11 protein-coding genes and 6 pseudogenes are annotated in these 15,874 nt (G+C 42.2%); 11 read left to right on the forward strand and 6 right to left on the reverse strand.

Translation table 11 applies throughout. The annotated features are described in order from the left end of the window. Positions 1–367 precede the first annotated feature (367 nt). Entirely contained in the window at positions 368–682 is a 315-nt protein-coding gene (locus tag AACW75_RS19535) for a hypothetical protein (RefSeq protein ID WP_046209199.1), read from the forward strand. Between the two features lie 2 nt (positions 683–684). Then, positions 685–2,127, forward strand: a complete 1,443-nt coding sequence (locus AACW75_RS19540; protein WP_048664422.1) for a DUF4041 domain-containing protein — start codon at positions 685–687, stop codon at positions 2,125–2,127. Between the two features lie 115 nt (positions 2,128–2,242). Here the strand turns inward: AACW75_RS19540 and AACW75_RS19545 are convergent, their stop codons facing one another. The 3 genes and pseudogenes from AACW75_RS19545 to AACW75_RS19555 all read right to left on the reverse strand — a co-directional run. Next, positions 2,243–2,746: a hypothetical protein gene (locus AACW75_RS19545; RefSeq protein WP_145572200.1), complete on the reverse strand. Its 504-nt coding sequence runs from the start codon at positions 2,744–2,746 to the stop codon at positions 2,243–2,245. A gap of 192 nt (positions 2,747–2,938) precedes the next feature. Then, the gene (locus AACW75_RS19550) at positions 2,939–4,876 is read right to left on the reverse strand and encodes a hypothetical protein (protein ID WP_237297912.1); all 1,938 of its coding nucleotides are present in this window, start codon (positions 4,874–4,876) and stop codon (positions 2,939–2,941) included. 541 nt (positions 4,877–5,417) lie between these two features. Beyond that, positions 5,418–5,545 (reverse strand): annotated as a pseudogene (locus AACW75_RS19555) (IS3-like element ISVpa4 family transposase); the annotation flags it as partial. Here AACW75_RS19555 and AACW75_RS19560 point away from each other — a divergent pair. Then, a pseudogene (locus AACW75_RS19560) lies at positions 5,531–5,926 on the forward strand (IS66 family transposase); the annotation flags it as partial. The pseudogenes AACW75_RS19555 and AACW75_RS19560 sit on opposite strands and share 15 nt — an antisense overlap. A gap of 185 nt (positions 5,927–6,111) precedes the next feature. Further along, entirely contained in the window at positions 6,112–6,558 is a 447-nt protein-coding gene (locus AACW75_RS19565) for a hypothetical protein (RefSeq protein ID WP_145572202.1), read from the forward strand. Positions 6,559–6,734: 176 nt separating this feature from the next. Here the strand turns inward: AACW75_RS19565 and AACW75_RS19570 are convergent. Beyond that, a pseudogene (locus tag AACW75_RS19570) lies at positions 6,735–6,863 on the reverse strand (IS5/IS1182 family transposase); the annotation flags it as partial. Between the two features lie 332 nt (positions 6,864–7,195). Here AACW75_RS19570 and AACW75_RS19575 point away from each other — a divergent pair. Continuing rightward, positions 7,196–8,662 carry an EAL domain-containing protein gene (locus AACW75_RS19575; RefSeq protein ID WP_145572203.1) on the forward strand — a complete coding sequence of 489 codons (1,467 nt, stop codon included), beginning with the start codon at positions 7,196–7,198 and terminating at the stop codon, positions 8,660–8,662. 363 nt (positions 8,663–9,025) lie between these two features. On the opposite strand, the gene AACW75_RS19580 is transcribed toward AACW75_RS19575, so the two are convergent. Continuing rightward, the gene (locus AACW75_RS19580) at positions 9,026–9,334 is read right to left on the reverse strand and encodes a hypothetical protein (protein ID WP_237297913.1); all 309 of its coding nucleotides are present in this window, start codon (positions 9,332–9,334) and stop codon (positions 9,026–9,028) included. 52 nt (positions 9,335–9,386) lie between these two features. Here AACW75_RS19580 and AACW75_RS19585 point away from each other — a divergent pair, with 52 nt between their 5' ends. From AACW75_RS19585 to AACW75_RS19605, 5 genes and pseudogenes are all read left to right on the forward strand, one after another. Continuing rightward, positions 9,387–9,521, forward strand: coding sequence for a hypothetical protein (locus tag AACW75_RS19585; protein ID WP_261378913.1), 135 nt, complete (start codon positions 9,387–9,389; stop codon positions 9,519–9,521). Between the two features lie 584 nt (positions 9,522–10,105). Beyond that, positions 10,106–10,942 (forward strand): annotated as a pseudogene (locus AACW75_RS19590) (IS5 family transposase). Between the two features lie 80 nt (positions 10,943–11,022). Continuing rightward, positions 11,023–11,628 (forward strand): hypothetical protein, encoded by a 606-nt coding sequence (locus AACW75_RS19595; protein WP_145572204.1) that lies wholly within the window; start codon positions 11,023–11,025, stop codon positions 11,626–11,628. Between the two features lie 266 nt (positions 11,629–11,894). Then, positions 11,895–12,137 (forward strand): annotated as a pseudogene (locus AACW75_RS19600) (transposase); the annotation flags it as partial. 103 nt (positions 12,138–12,240) lie between these two features. Continuing rightward, positions 12,241–12,421: pseudogene (locus AACW75_RS19605) on the forward strand (transposase family protein); the annotation flags it as partial. Between the two features lie 10 nt (positions 12,422–12,431). Here the strand turns inward: AACW75_RS19605 and AACW75_RS19610 are convergent. Then, positions 12,432–13,591, reverse strand: a protein-coding gene (locus tag AACW75_RS19610; RefSeq protein WP_145572205.1) for an IS3 family transposase whose coding sequence is annotated in 2 segments (ribosomal slippage) — positions 12,432–13,327 and positions 13,327–13,591 — 1,161 coding nt in all. Because the reading frame shifts where the segments join, the coding sequence is not laid out codon by codon here. Positions 13,592–14,173: 582 nt separating this feature from the next. On the opposite strand from AACW75_RS19610, the gene AACW75_RS19615 reads away from it, so the two are divergent. Continuing rightward, a complete protein-coding gene (locus AACW75_RS19615) occupies positions 14,174–15,655 on the forward strand; it encodes a serine protease (RefSeq protein WP_145572207.1) in 1,482 nt (493 codons plus the stop codon). The last annotated feature ends 219 nt before the right edge of the window (positions 15,656–15,874 follow it).

Below are 15,874 nucleotides of genomic sequence, written 5' to 3' on the forward strand. Positions count from 1 at the left end.
CTCTGCTGCATTAGAAAAAGGTATGGTAAAACTGTGAGCTTTGAGTGTCAGATTAGTTATATTTGGTCAAAATTCACCCGACTGAGAACGTAGGCTTTTTGGCGAAACTAATAATGGGGCAGAAATGTTTCAACCAGTTCTGACTGAAACGAAGATGGACAGAAGTTTGCTAGCGACTTTCCTAAATTAGCGATTCATGAATAACTTCAGGTATTGCAAACCTCCAATCAAGTGGCCAAATTCACTCAGCCACTACACTTCACAACCACAATAAGATATTCCATCTATTTGATATAAGTAAAAATTTATCCAAGCTGATCTGTTACCATTGCTAGTTCGGTATTAACTTACTCAAAGGAGGCAGACATTGGCTAGACGAGGTAGTGGCTTAAGAACAGTAGTGAAGGTTGCTAAAGCAATAGATCGTGCCAACAAACAAGCAGCTCGTGATGCTCAGCGTAGAGATAAAGCTCGGCAACGTGCTGAAGCCCAAGCCGTTAGAGAGCATGAACGATCTGTGCGTGAAGCTGAGCGAGAACTGAAAAAGCAAGTGAAGTTACAGAAATCAGCAGCAAAACAAGCTTTTAAAGATGCGTTGGTAGGCGCAAATGATGAATACCTAGAGCGTTGCGAAGATCGAGCAGCCCTTAGAAAGCAATTTATACAAGAGGTCTTAAAATAACAATGGATAATAATATACTGGTATTGGCAGGTATCTCTCTGGTGGCAATTCTGCTCACCTATATATTCACGAAACGAACAGCAGACAAAAAAATTGGGGAGTATAAGTCTCTCGATGAAGCATTAACAAAAGCGAAAGAAGAACTTGAAGCACTGACGAAAACTAATGAATCTGTAAAGCAATCCACTAAGGTCGCTAAACAAGAGCTTTCTGCCGTTAATACTGAGACGGCTGAGCTACAGGCTTTAAAAGGTCAAGATGAGTCTCTTCAGCTTAGCATCCAAGAGCAGCAAGTATCCCTTGAAGCTATTAAGGGTAATCTAAATGATCTGAATGGCAAGATTGAAAAGGGTGAGTTTGACCTGAATGAACTGATGGGTGGCATCGATCTGTATTCACGACTTGATGAGTACACTGCTCACGGTCACTTTGAAATGCCCAAATACCTATACGAAACATCTGTTCGATATGCTGAAGAAATTAAAGATATCAGACAGCAACAGAAAGACATGATCAAAGATAAGGTTGCTATCACCTTCCCAGAAACAACGGTTATTTCGAACGATAAAGCGTTCAATAAGAAGATTCTTAATGGTCAAGTTAAGCTAATGCTCACTGCATTCAATATTGAATGTGACATGCTGATTGGTAAGGTATCACCTAGTTCATTTGGTCGAACGCTAGAGCGAATCGAAAAATTAGCTAACACCTTAGAGAAGTCAGCAGCGACCTTAGAATGTGGCTTTGACATCGAATACATCGAACTCAAATTCGAAGAGTGCAAGCTTCAGTATCAATACACACTGAAGAAGCAGGAAGAGGTTGCAGAGCAGAAGCTGATCAAAGAGCAGATCCGAGAAGAGCAGCGAGCAATAAAAGAGTTTGAAAAAGCAGTTGCTGATGCCGAGAAAGAAGAAAAGATGTATAGAAATCTTCTCGATAAAGCCCAGGAAGAACTCGCTAAGGCTACCGATCAAGAACGCAGTGAAATGGAGCAGAAAATTGCCCTACTAGAGCAGCAGTTAGCTGAAGCAGAAGCCAAAGAAGAACGAGCTAAGAGCATGGCTGAGCAAACCCGTAAAGGGCATGTTTACGTGATAAGTAATATCGGTTCATTTGGTGAGGATGTTTACAAGATTGGTCTGACACGTAGATTGGAGCCAATGGATAGGGTTAAAGAACTTGGTGATGCTAGCGTGCCATTCCCATTTGACGTACACGCCATGATCTATACTGACGATGCTCCTGCATTAGAAACAGCATTACACCGAGAATTCAGCTCTCAGCGTGTTAATGCCGTTAACCTTCGTAAAGAATTTTTTAGTGTTGATTTAGATGATATTAAGGAAGCTGTTGAAAAAATTGCAGGCGTAGAGGCAGAATTTAAGATGACCGCTATGGCTGAAGATTACTATGAAAGTTTGAGACTTGCAGAAGCAGCATAATAGTTACAGCACCTACAACTTAAATACGCACAAACTAAATTGTGCCTATATTAACAAGCGACTGGTGAAACTCTGATCTGAACGCTAGTTACTTTAAAGATCATTTGAAAAGTCGTTATCTGTAAATAAAAATGGCTCGGCAGTATTGAACAGGCACATAATTTTTTCGCGTTGCCGCAGCGTTTATTTCATCTCGTATTTTCTCGAATGACCCAGAAAGATACTTACTCCCTTCATCAAGCATCATAGGCAATTTTGCTTCTGGGTGAGTATTAGACAAAAGCACTTCGGCGTCTTTCATTTCTAAACTTGCCCTTTCAATAATTTGAGGAGGTATATCTGGCATCTTTGACGAGAATGTTTGACTGATCGCCGTTCGAATGCTCTCGTGAAGAAAGCACCTTAAAGGTTTGCCTTGGTCGGCCTGCTTTCGAAACTGAGTCGATTGAAGTAAATCTGCATGTCCTTTATAGCCTAAAGACTGAGCCAGCCAGTCATTACGTTTGAATGCGCTCAGAACTTTGGTTTTGGACTCTTTTGCTATAAGAGATGCAAATGACTTGGCGATATTTTTGAATGCATCCGTTTGAGACGGATAAATTGGGTATGGAGTATCCATAAGTTAATCCCTTCACTTGGCTTAAAATTTTTGCTACGTCCACCTCGCGCAAACACAGCCATTAGTTTCAGGTTAACTGGTTTGCGGTATCACGTTTTGGCACTGGTGGATGCCGAGGGAAACGCTCAAACCTCATGGATTTAATCTAACAGGTTCAGCGAATATTTCAAACAAGGAAGACGGCTAGATTTGTTACGTTTCAGAAACAACGCAACTCACTTGGTTAGTCGTATCATTTCCCCTCGGGTAAGGGTGTTTATCCTTTAAATTGATTATCCAGTGGCTATCTGGAAAGTTATTATTGGCTTGCTCATTGCTCCAATACGTTCCGTAACCCTCATTGCTGCTCCAAGGCCAACCATGGTTGGGACCGACATATTCATTGACCAGCTTTTCCAACTGATCTCGCCTTGGGATCTCTTCCCCTCGTGCAGAGCAATATTGTAAGGCATCATCGTAATCCAATAAGAGCTCAGGTGGCTTAGAAAATATCAGTGTGCCCACTTGAATTGTTTCACTCTGCTCTTCTTTCACAGTCAGTGTAACGTTATTATCGGTCTCCTGATCGCGATAATTAGCCGAAACCTCCGCATATTCTCCAGTGTTACCAACTGCTTGAACTGTGTTGTCGTCTATTTTTTGAAAAGAGGCGTCACTGAGGACTAGCTGGGCATCTTGAGTCACGTCTTCCTTAACAAAGTCATCACTTGCGGAATCATAGGTCGCAACAACACGAAACATTCGCACCTGACCTTTAGGTACATCGTCTGAAAATGGCACGTCCGGTGTGTATAGATTATTGTCCGCATGTTCAACCTCAAGACTCGTTATAACGCTATCACCAACAGATAGCTGAATCCCCTTTTCATCTACAAAGTTTGGTACATCAGGGGTAACAAGACTCGTGGTACCCGGCTCTCCGATTGCTTGGAAGCGGTTGCTCGTTTCTGAGACCGAGGTAAAGCTAGTTATATCACTGTTAGTCCATGATGCTACAGTACTGGTTATATCCTCTTCAAAAGTTTCAGCACTACGATTTATGTCCCCTCTGTATACACCGATAGCCTTTAAAGTACGGCTGAGATATCGTGGAACCAGTGCATTCGCTCCTTGGTCTATTTCAGTTCGTACTGCAATTAATTCAGCGGGCGATATGGAGAGGGTGACTTCATTGCTTACCTCTGATTGGTAGCCGGAGAGAGAAGCCGTGATGGTTGTTTGTTCACCGACATTGCTCTTACTACCAATCGCACGGAAAGTGTTATCTTTTTGCTCAAAAGCTGGGTTTTTATCAGAGTTCCAGGAGACATCCTGTGTGACATCGATGCTTCCGAGACCTTCAAACTCTGCGTCTGCTATCAGCGTTCGAGCTTGCCCACGAGGCACTGAGGTACTTTGTCCCCCGCCAACTTCAATATGTAGCTCTTTTAAAATAGGGTTAGAGACTTCCAACGTGCGGGGGTCACTGTAAACACCTTGATAACTCGCTGTCAGCACTGAATCAGACCCAACATCACCAGAAGCGAGAAAGCGATTTTTCTGCTGTTCATCTTGTTCAAACCCATCGCCTTGCTCCTGCCAACTCACCTCATTCGTACCAGTGGTGACTCTACCATCATTCCAATAGATGTCAGCGCTATAAGAAACCGTTAACCCCCTCGGTACTTCATCATTAGTCAGCGTCACTTTTTCCAACTTTTTTGTTTCAATCTTATAAGGCTGGATGTCTACAACACGCTTGGTTATATGATTCGATTCCGCATCACTAGCATCAACCCGAGACTTAACGGCATATACGTCAGCGTCTCCGGGGTTGGTCGTGTGATAGTGCCCAGCATTAGAAGTCGGACATATGACGTCACAACCCTTCGTGCTACGCCAGCTAACCTCGCTAGTGATGTCACGTACTTCATCTGTGTTGTCGTAGTGGCCATAGGCTTTGAAAACCACTTCTCTATCAGGCAGTTCATCTTCGGTCTTTCCTCCTCCCGCGATCTCTGATTGACTGACCTGTTGTATGTCGACTGAAATCAGATGATCATGGACAGTTTCTGAACTATCTGAGCCTCCTCCACAGCCTTGAAGGCTTATCGCAGAGAGAAACAGTATGATTCGTGGGTTTAGCGTCATATTATTAAATTCCTAACACTGATTGCTGATCCTGCGTTGAGTTGTTGTATCGAACCAAATTTGCATTAAGCATTAAGCATTAAGCATTAAGCATTAAGTAGTGATACAAAATCATTCACTACAACAAGAAAAAGCCCATCACGTTTGCTGACGACGGAAGACTTTAGTGCTCATTTGCCTATTTCATCGAGAGATTGAAAGTGCGCACCCAATTTTGGCGTTAGAGTTAAAAACAGGACAACGTTCAAGTTTTTTCTGTGGTTTGATAAGTATGTTGGTTAATTGATAAAATCGCCCAGCAATGTTAACAACATTATCATTAAGGGTGTTTTGTGCGTCAATTTTTTGTAAAAAAATTGCCAAATCGAATGTGGAGACTCGAAGGTTAATGGTATGAACCCTCCCACCCAACTTCTCCTTGAGCCTTGTGCTCAAATTGGAGGCGTTGTCTCAAAAAGGAAAAGGTATCACCATGACCATGAGCGCGTCGACTCCCTATGAAGGGATACTGCAGGTGCATTTCGTCGATAATACGGCGTCATTCGATTTCCTCAACGGATAAGCAAATAGTAAACCGTTGAACGAGTCATATTGGCGTTTAATTGGTCATGGTGTGGATTTAACCTGTGAGAGTTTTCGCTGGTCTCGCTCTAACGACCGAGCGCTCTGCTCAATGAGTTTAAGGCGTGGTTAGATAAATCGGTCACTCAGGTGCCCCCTAAAAGTAAATTGGGTGGGGCGATTAGCTACAGCCTCAATCAATGGTCGAAGCTAGTAAGAGTTATCGATGATGGCCGGTTAAGCATGGATAATAACCGAGCGGAACGTTCAGTACGTCCGTTCACGGTAGGACGGAACAACTGGTTGTTCTCTAATACTCATAATGGAGCACGCGCCAGTGCCGTGCTGTACAGTCTTATCGAAACCGCGAAGGCTAACGACTGCGAGCCGTATGAGTACCTCGAGTACGTGATACGAGAAATCCCGAAACTGAATAGTGAGGATGATCATGGTCATCTTCTACCTTGGAACATGCCAAAAACGGAATAGTCCACCCACCCGAATAGCGTTCAGAATGACAGATACAGCCTTAGTTGGCGGTATCTGTGGAGATATTAGAAAGTCAATGAGTCGATTTAGGGACGCTTACGGTATAACTACCTTATCATTATTAATTTAAGACCATAATGTATATATTCCTCGTAGTACGTTAAAATGTCGTAAGGATATTAAGGATGAAAAAATACAGAACTACCATAAAATGGATAAGTACGTTACTCATCAGCGGTATGTTATTGGTCGGTTGTAAAGACAAGACCCAGCACAAAGAGGTCGACCTCGGTAACGTGGAGGTGAAAACACGTTCGTTTCAGATCCGCAGCTTACTCGTCACCGTCAACAGCAACACTTTACCTGTGAATAGCACCGTCACGTTTGAGGTGTTCGCTGAAACGGAAGCTTTGTTTGATGACTCACAAGAGATTACCACACATAGCCAACCATCCAGTGTGAACATTTCAGCCCTATCTGAGATCACGTTTGTATCCACGGATCCGGAGATCTTGTACATTTCAGAAAAAGAGCGAACAGGTTTTGCTCGAAAGGAAGGTTCAGTCACGGTATACGCCAACTTTAGAGGTGTGCAGAGTGCTCCGCAGGTGCTGGAGGTATTACCGCGTTAACCTTGAGTGGTGAGGTTGATAATCCAGATAAAGATAATTCGTGGGTCACCGATTCAAAGCCTTTAAAGGGATTAGATGTGAGGATAAGGAGAAAACCTTGCATGAGCTTTTAGACGTACTGATGCTTTGTTCCGTAATTTATTTTAGATACGATCATGCTTCGCTTAGTTTGCTTTTTAATCAAAGCGGCAAGTTTCAGGCACACCAAGCCCAGTAAGCTTGTTCAGCACTTTTATCATCGCGTAAGTTTCACCCACCTGTGCATTGTAATTTCTTAAGCTCAATCGTCCTCCTAGCAACTCTTTAAAATCGACTCATTCAATCCAAAAGGTCAGAGAACCACGGTTAATGAGTGATTGGTTGTATTGCTTCCAGTTGGTTGTTTTGTAACGAGGTTTAGGAATAGGGCTACGAGAGGGAGGGAGTGAATGTAGCGCACGGCTTTACGCTTTTTTATGTATCAATCACAGAGTGGCGCATCACCACTTCCTTTCAGATTAGAAAGTCCATATAGCAAAGGGGGGGGGGGGGGCAGCAGTAAAAACACGAGCGCAACTAAGAACACTAACAATTTGGAATTTCGTCAGAAAAGAGCTATTAATTATACAACAGTGTCACAAGTTAAGGACTAATATTAATGATATCAGGCATTTCAAAAAGAAAAATATTACTTACCTTAGGGGGCGTAATAGTTATTGGTGTAACCTCATTTGAGGTTACACTCTACACATATTCTACGTTGTTTAAACAGAACTTTCAGAGCGCGTTTCACAAAGGATTTCAACAGCAGCTTAACGACACCTCACAGCGAATCATCACTTTATCGTCTGATTTAAGTGTTTGCGATAAAGATGCCATAGTTAGACTAAGAGACGAAGAGTTCTTTGATTTGAACTCTCGACTAATTGGCTGGTTAGAGGATAACCGTCAGGCGTGTACCAGCCGACCTGGTTACAGCCATGTGATAATTGAAAAACCTAATATTCTGAATCGATACATTTACGAAGAAGACATAGAGTTAGACGTAATATCACTGCTTGATGGTCGCTCACAGCTAATGTTGACGAAAAAAATCGGTGACAAACGTTGGTTCTCATTATTAGAGCCATGGACTCTGTATTTTAGTGCTCATGACTGCCAAAATTGCGCATCGGTCAGCATTGGAAAGCAACCTGGTCATCCGGTGGGTTTTTACCTAGGGGATATCCCTGTTTCGTTCAAGTTCAACATCAAGACCATCCACAACTTTCATGCTAAACATGCCTTCATTTTAAGTGTGGTTTCCATCTGTTTCTATATATTCGTCCTTAGTTATATTGTGATTTGGAGGAAAAACCAACATCAGTCGCCCCAAAACCGCCTAAAGCTAGCCATCCATAATCACGAAATCGTACCGCATTTTCAGTTAATTGTGGATTCAAGAGACAATAAAAGACAACACTGTGAAGTACTTGCACGTTGGACACACGGACAGGGGATTATGATGCCCAACGTATTTATTCCGTTGGCGGAATCAACGGGATACATCGATTTAATTACCGTCTCCTTACTTAATCAAACACGGATAATGGTAAAAGAAAATAACACGATATGTCAGGAAATTATCTTTAGTTTTAATCTCACGCCTTCTCAACTAGAGCGTCCTGAATTTGTGCAAGAGCTGCTGGATTTTTGTCATCCGTCTCCTCCATTTAAACTCGCCTTTGAAATCACAGAAAGGGAACCATTTCAAGATCCCAAAAAAGCACGATTAGTAATGCAGAAGTTATCCCAGCTCGGTGTTCTTTTCGAGCTTGACGACGCGGGGACAGGCTATGGAAGTTTCTCATACATACAAGAATTAGGTTTTGATATTTTAAAAATTGACAAAATGTTTGTTGACACAATTATGTCAAATAACATCAAGATTAACGTCTTAGACGGCATCATAGAATTTGGACACACTGCGAATATAACCATGATAGCTGAAGGCGTCGAGTATGAAGAACAAGCAGATTACTTACGGAAAAAGGGCGTGTTTCTACATCAGGGCTATTACTATTCGAAGCCATTAAATCAAAAGGCATTTTTGAACAAACTGTCCACCACAGAACTCGTTAACTAAGTTTTATCGAAACCGTGAAGGCTAACGATTGTAAGCCTTATGAGTACTTCGAATCGGCTTTGTTTCCGTACTCAACCCACCCTGCCTTTTGATGTCATTAGGCAGCTCGATAGCTCTCGGGCATACCAAACTGCGTAAATCGATTTAATATTGATGCCGCTAGCATCATTTCCTGTTGTTGGTTATTAAAGTCTCTACTGTGTAATTTGGGGCCAACAATTGTTTTGTAACGGTGCATCGCATTCTCTGAGACATTCCGTTTTCCATACTGCTTTGTCTTTTGCCAGCACATGGGACCTAAGGAAGAGTACGCCACAAAATTACTCATCCTTTTCGGTTATGGGCGTCGTCAGCATACAGATTTTATTTGGGAGGAATGGCTACGTCAGTCTCTGGGAATTCGCTCGTTAATGCGTCATAGACGTCATCGGTATCGTACATTTTATCTGCTGAAATATGGTCAACTTCCACATCAACTTCCACATCAACTTGCCCACATAACACGAATAATATGCTCATCACCGACAGCAAAGTGAGCTTTGAGTTAATCTCATGTTTTCCCTGATGCCATTCATCCTTACCAAATTCTTTAAGGCCAGTGGAGTCAATGGCTATCGCAGCTAAACCTTCATCAGGTTTGTCTTTTTTTGAATGTTGGCGTCTTAAGTTCAAGCTTACAGAGACGATTAGATAGACATGAAAAGTCAGGACAGGAGAAGTTTGTGTGGCTCATATCCTTGAGAAGACTATCGATAAAGCCTTGAATCTACCAGAGAGGTTGTTTGAATACGAGTCTCAAATAATGGCATGCCATGAGTGTGCTGTTGGATATTTTGGTGATGACCCAGTGCCATCGTAAGTGCATTGCTCAGTTTGTCAGTTCTCTATAATGTCGTCGGGTAACCAGATATCAATGCGCCCCCCGATCACGCAGACTTAGGTTGTATTCGGCATAATTGGTTTGCCGATAGGTGGGCTTTTTGAAATTATGACGTCTGGATTCGTTGTATTTGTAAGGCATGGTTATTGAGCTAGATATGAAGATATATGGCAAGGCTAAAGGAAGACACGCTCAAATCAAAATTGATGATTTAATTAGCGCGTCAACAAAGCCACTCAACTCTTGCCATCCTTACCTTGACATTCGCCTCACCATGAGCTCAATTGTAATCGCTAGATGACGTGGTTGATCAGATCGCAATTTCATTATTTATTTCCGTCGAATTACGCAACAAAACCACAAGCACCTCTATAGGGTGTTCAAGCCTTCCGTGATGATAAAAGGTTATAATTGATATTCCTGGTAAGCCAGGGTTGATGATGTAGTCTATTATAAATATGATTTAGCGGTTTTTTTTACAGGTTAAATTGGCGTTGTTGCTTAAATCAGTTGAACCTTTTCCAAGTCCTGTGATCCTTTATGGTAGTTAGAACGGTGGTGGCATAGGTAAAGCGGAAAAGAAGATAACTAACTGGGCGGAATACAATAAGGCTCTGTGCAAGCGTGGTAGAGGTTTCCAATATTCTGATACCGCGATTGAAACTGCTTTGATGATTAAGGGGATCTTCTCTCTGCCATTACGTGCTCTTCAAGGCTTTATTGATTCTATCTTTGAGCTATTGGATGTTCCACTGACGTCCCCAGACTACAACTGTATCAGCAAACGCTCGAAGACAGTTCAGGTCAAATATCGCAATAAATCCAAAGGAGATATTCGCCATATAGCCATTGACTCGACTGGTCTCAAAGTTTTTGGCGAGGGTAAATGGAAAGTGAAAAAGCACGGTGCCGAAAAACGCAGAACTTGGCGCAAACTGCACTTAGCTGTTGATGTAGAAACTCATGAGGTTATTCGTGCATAAGTCAGTTTTGTAAGTTTTGGCGATAACGAAGTGCTGCCAACATTACTCAACCCTTTACGTAGAAAGATCCATACAGTATCTGCTGATGGAGCATATGACACAAAAAGTTGCCATGAGACTCTGAAAAATAAGGGCTGTACTCCGTTGATACCACCTCGAAAGAATGCGGCTCTTTGGGAAGGTGGGCATCCCAGAAACGAAGCTGTAGAGGCTCTTGAAAACGGAACAATAACGGAGTGGAAATCTGAGTCTGGTTACCACTATCGCTCAATATCTGAGACTGCAATGTCTCGATATAAAGGACTAACTAGCGGTAAATTGAGCTTGAGATGTTACAACGTTCAAGTGGGAGAAATCATGGCGAATGTCAAAGCTATAAACAAAGTCATAGGACTAGGTATGCCTGTTAGAAGCTAACTATTAGTCAAATATGGCGTCGTTGAACATCAAGCTGATTTGAGCAACAATGCCGGTTAAATTTATCAAAAGAGAAAATTATGAGAAATATACTAGTAAACAATCTGGTAGCTCTGATTGTTAGCACACCATTTATCGCCAATGCATCTGACAATTATAATTACTTTGTTGGACTTGACGTTGGAACTCGAATTAGTGGGAAATTAGAACAGCAAAGACAATATTTAACAGGAAGTTATGAGGGGGTTGAGACTTCCAGCTACGATTTAAGAGCTCAACCTATCGTCGGTCTTAATTCTGGTGTAATTATAAATAATAACCACCGTATAAAAATGAGTTTTGTTTACGATGATATCAAACCGGACAATGCTCCTGAAGGAGTCGATCTCGGTGTTATCTCTATAAATTACGATTATATTTTACCACTCTTTGAAAAGTTGAGCTGGACTACTGGGGTGCATATGGGTTATGAATTTGCCTTTGATAACGACTTAAATGATATACACGGCATGATCGGAGGTGTACAAACAGGTATAGACTATAAATTTACAAAAAACTGGAGTCTAGGAGGTGAAATTTCTTTAACTACCCATGAACAACAAGATCTTTCAAGTAATTATGTTTATAGAACTGTAAGAATAGAAGATGATGTTGCATTAATAACAAATATCCAATATCACTTCTGATCTCAGTTAAAGGGTAGACAGGGAATTAGTAAATTACCCTACGTTAAGGATTTGGCCAACGGTACTCACCAGTTAATGCAATGTGCTCCTAGCTCAAAGGCGATATATGTTTAGCATTTGCCTTTAATGGCGGTTGATGCAGCTATACAAGTGTCGATATATGGGTTTTATCATGGTGGCTTAATAAGGGCGTTGTTGACTAAATCAGTGGAACCTTTCCTCAGTCCTGTGATCTGACTCCCATGTAATAGATGTATGGTGTTGTTATGGGCAAATCAAAGAAGAAGATAGCGAACTGGACTGAGTATAATGAAACCTTGTGCAAACGAGGCTCAGTAACGTTTTGGATTCACGACTCAGCAATTGAAGCGTGGCAATGCAAAAGTCATCATGGCAGGCGTGGTAGAGGCTTTCAATTTTCTGATACTGCCATTGAGACAGCTTCGGTGATTAAAGGGATATTCTCTCTCCCGTTACGTGCGCTTCAAGGTTATATCGACTCCATATTTACCCAGGGCAAGATCATGAACGTTTTTTGCGCAATGCGAGGTTAAATTTGACCTGACCTGACGTGCGGGCTGTGATCTTATGCTCCTCTTTTAAGGAGATGCCATGAATATTAATACCATCAAAGAGCACTTCAGCCTCATCCGTGACGAACGGCAAAGCGCAAAAGTTGACTACCCTCTGTTTGATATTTTGTTTGGTTCAATCTGCGCTGTGATAGCCGGTGGCCAAGGCTGGACCGACATTCGTGAATATGTTCTTGGTCACCATGAGTGGTTTCTTAAACAGTGTACTGGTCAAGTCCAACAGGACACTTTTTTTAGAGAGTTTTCGAACTCTATTGGCGATAGCTCTTGGTTTGCAGAATGCAGTCTATCTAGATTGTAATATCTCACGTAGTCCGTCACATCTTGTTTCATATGCTCCCTGGTCGGCTGAGGCACTTTAAGCAGCCAATCATGCTTTAGACTTCCAAAGAAGCGCTCTACAACAGCATTATCCCAACAAGCTCCAACGTCCCCCATACTCGAACGCATTCCGTAGCTCTGTAATAGCTTCTGGTAACGCTTACTTGTGTATTGAGAGCCTCGGTCACTGTGGAACACTAAGCCTCCCGAAGGTTGCCTCAAGTTATAAGCTTTCATTAGAGCTTTGTTGACTAAGTCTGTGGTCATTCGTTTACTTAGATGCCATCCCACGATACGACGTGAATACAAATCCATTACGATGGCTAGATACATCCAGCCTTCATATGTCTTCAGATACGTCACATCGCCGGCCCACACTTGATTTGGAGCGACAGGGTTGAAGTTTTGGTTGAGTAAGTTGTCGGCAACCGTATCGCTGTGTTTGCGTTTTGTTGTCACTTTGTAAGCTTGTCTTTGCACGGCTTTTAACCCCAATGACTTCATGATTGAACGAACTTTGTATCTCCCCACTACGAACCCTTCCTTGCGCAGTTTCTTTACCATCTCATGATTGCCTAAACTACCTCTACTTTCTTTGAATAACGTCTTGATTCGACGGTATAAATTCAAAGTAGTCGCTGAAATAACTTTTGCTGGTCTCTTCAGCCAAGCGTAATAAGCAGAGCGACTCACTAGCATGATTTTGCATATCACTGAAACCGGATAATGCTTAGCTTCGGTTTTGATGAATTCGAACTTTACTTCATTTCCTTCGCAAAGAAGGCTGACGCCTTTTTTAAGATTTCTTTCTCCATACGGAGCTGCTTTACTTCTTTACGCAGTTGTTTCAACTCTTCATATTCCTCGTCTGATAGCTCCTCAGACTCAAGCTGAGCTTCTAATTTAGCCTTCCATTTGTGAAGGAGTGTGGCAGACACACCCACTGCCTCAGCAGCTTCTGTGGCTGTGTATCCTTGCTCTCGAACCAAAGCGACAGCTTCTTCTTTAAACTCTTTAGGATAACGTTTATAAGTACGTTTTTCGGTCATATAACACCTCATTGATTGTCTCTCAATAAAGTGTCCTGTTTCATTAGACCAGTACAGTATAGGAAAGGTGATGTCGAGAGAGCTGGTGTACTTATTTTCAGCTAAGATATTCTCAACAGCCAAGCAAGCGGCTGCATTTTTAGGTCTTGCACCAAGGCTAAATGAGTCTGGCTCATTTAAAGGTAGAACCACATTGAGCGAAATTGGCCCATCTTGAATTCGGTCAAAAATATTTTTGGCCGCGGTTAGCGCTGGTAAATACAATCCTTATATCAAAGCACAAAAAAAGCAACTCTTAGCCGCTGGTAAAACAAAAATGCAAGCGTTAGGCGCTGCTAGGAGAAGGTTAATTCAAATATGTTTTGGCATTATAGAAAATCAGACAAGATATCAGTCTGAATTAACTTTAACTTAAGTTTGTGGTTGCTTCAGAGAGATGGTCTCTACAATCCAATTAAATTCCCAAAACTGTCGCGAGTGTGGACTTTTCTTTACACCAAAACTTATATTCATTTTGTGTCGTATTGGTTCTTTGCATATATGTTTGTGAAGGGAACACCACAAACCGATAAAGGAAATCCAATGAAAGTAATCTTATCTAACCTTGGGCTTGCGATAGTATGGTTCTTTTCTTCGCTCGTTAATGCACAACTAAACCTTTCCGTTCAACCTTATCCTCCCGTTCAGCCAGATCTTCCGGTTATTGCCGATGAAGTGAAATATCAGTTGTCGAACCAAGAGTTGGTTGAGACATCGGGTGGTATACACACAAAACAACTTGAACACGCTGGTGTGTCGTTCATTAAGCTTCACTTCAAGTCTGTTACTGTACCGAAAGGGAGCGTGTTACGTCTTAAGTCAAACACCAGTAGTGAGGTTGTGGAGTATCGTGACAGCCAAATAGATTGGTTCGCTCAATCGATTTCCAGTGATTCTGTCGTTATTGAATCAACCTCTAATTCAAACGGGCAGCATGTTCAGTTTGAAATTGATTACTACATGGCAGGTAAAAGTGCAGACGGAAAGGCCTTAGCGACGCTATCGACCTGTGGTGTGAATGAACGCAAAGATGTTGCTTGCTGGGAAGACTCTCACGCAGACAAAGTAGATTGGACAACACCCGTTGCAAGGCTGCTCATTAATGGTCGCAGCTTGTGTACCGCGTGGCGTGTGGGGCCAGACAACCATATGTTCACTAATAACCATTGTGTCGCATCAGAGTCTGAGTTGAGAAATACCGAGGTATGGTTTAACTATCAGCGTCGCACGTGTGATGGTTCTATGGCGACAACGGTTAAAGTGATGGGGAATAAAATACTCAGCACGGATTATGATTTAGATTACACGCTATTTACCGTCGATGATTTTTCAAAGATAGCGTCGTTTGGTTATCTAGGGTTAGACGCTCAAGAGCCGATGTTCGGTGATGGGGTTTATATTCCTCAACACGGAGCGGGTAATCCGAAAGAGCTTGCCATTGAGAGCGATCAAAATGGCTCAGGATTGTGTCAGATCGATGTGGCTTCAGTGAATGGACGAGGGTCAAATACGGATACTGGTTATTTCTGTGACACGATTGGAGGTTCGTCTGGGTCACCTGTTCTGCGAACCGATAACAACAAAGCCATTGCTTTGCATCATTTCGGAGGCTGCGAAAACCAAGGCGTGAAAATCAGCAAGATTTGGCCATTAGTGGCTTCGCATTTCAATGATGCGCTACCTAACGGCTCTGTCGGTGAGCCGAAGAATGAAATCTCAGAAGTGACTTTAGACAGTTTAGTCTCCGATATCGCACTGACTTCAGGCGGCCAAAAACTGTTTGTACTTAAGGCGGCGAATCGTACTGCTGGTGTTACCGTTACGATTAAGTCTGGTGTTGGGGATGCCGACCTATACATTCGTTCTGGACAACAGCCAACCAAAAGTGACTACGACTGCCGCCCGTATCGTTCCGGTAACTTCGAGTCTTGCGATGCACTTAAGGCTGATGAAGACCTCTACATTATGGTTAACGCGTTCCGCAGTTTCTCTGGTGTGTCTCTTTCTGTGTCGCAATCTCAATAACCATATTTCACTCGAGAGCTCTATTCATATAACGTTCACTATCGAACGAATAAGTTAGGCTAAACTAATAATAAAAAGACGGGGCATATAGGCTAATGCCGATCAGTTAAAGCCAAAGTGATCGGTTGAAGGATCCTTCAGAGCTGTCAAAATCCAAGTGTATTTAATGCACTTGGATTTTTTTATGGATGTTTCTCAAGCTCTAAACATAATTAATGA

The organism is Vibrio sp. L3-7 (assembly GCF_963898195.1).
Taxonomy (GTDB): Bacteria; Pseudomonadota; Gammaproteobacteria; order Enterobacterales; family Vibrionaceae; genus Vibrio; species Vibrio echinoideorum.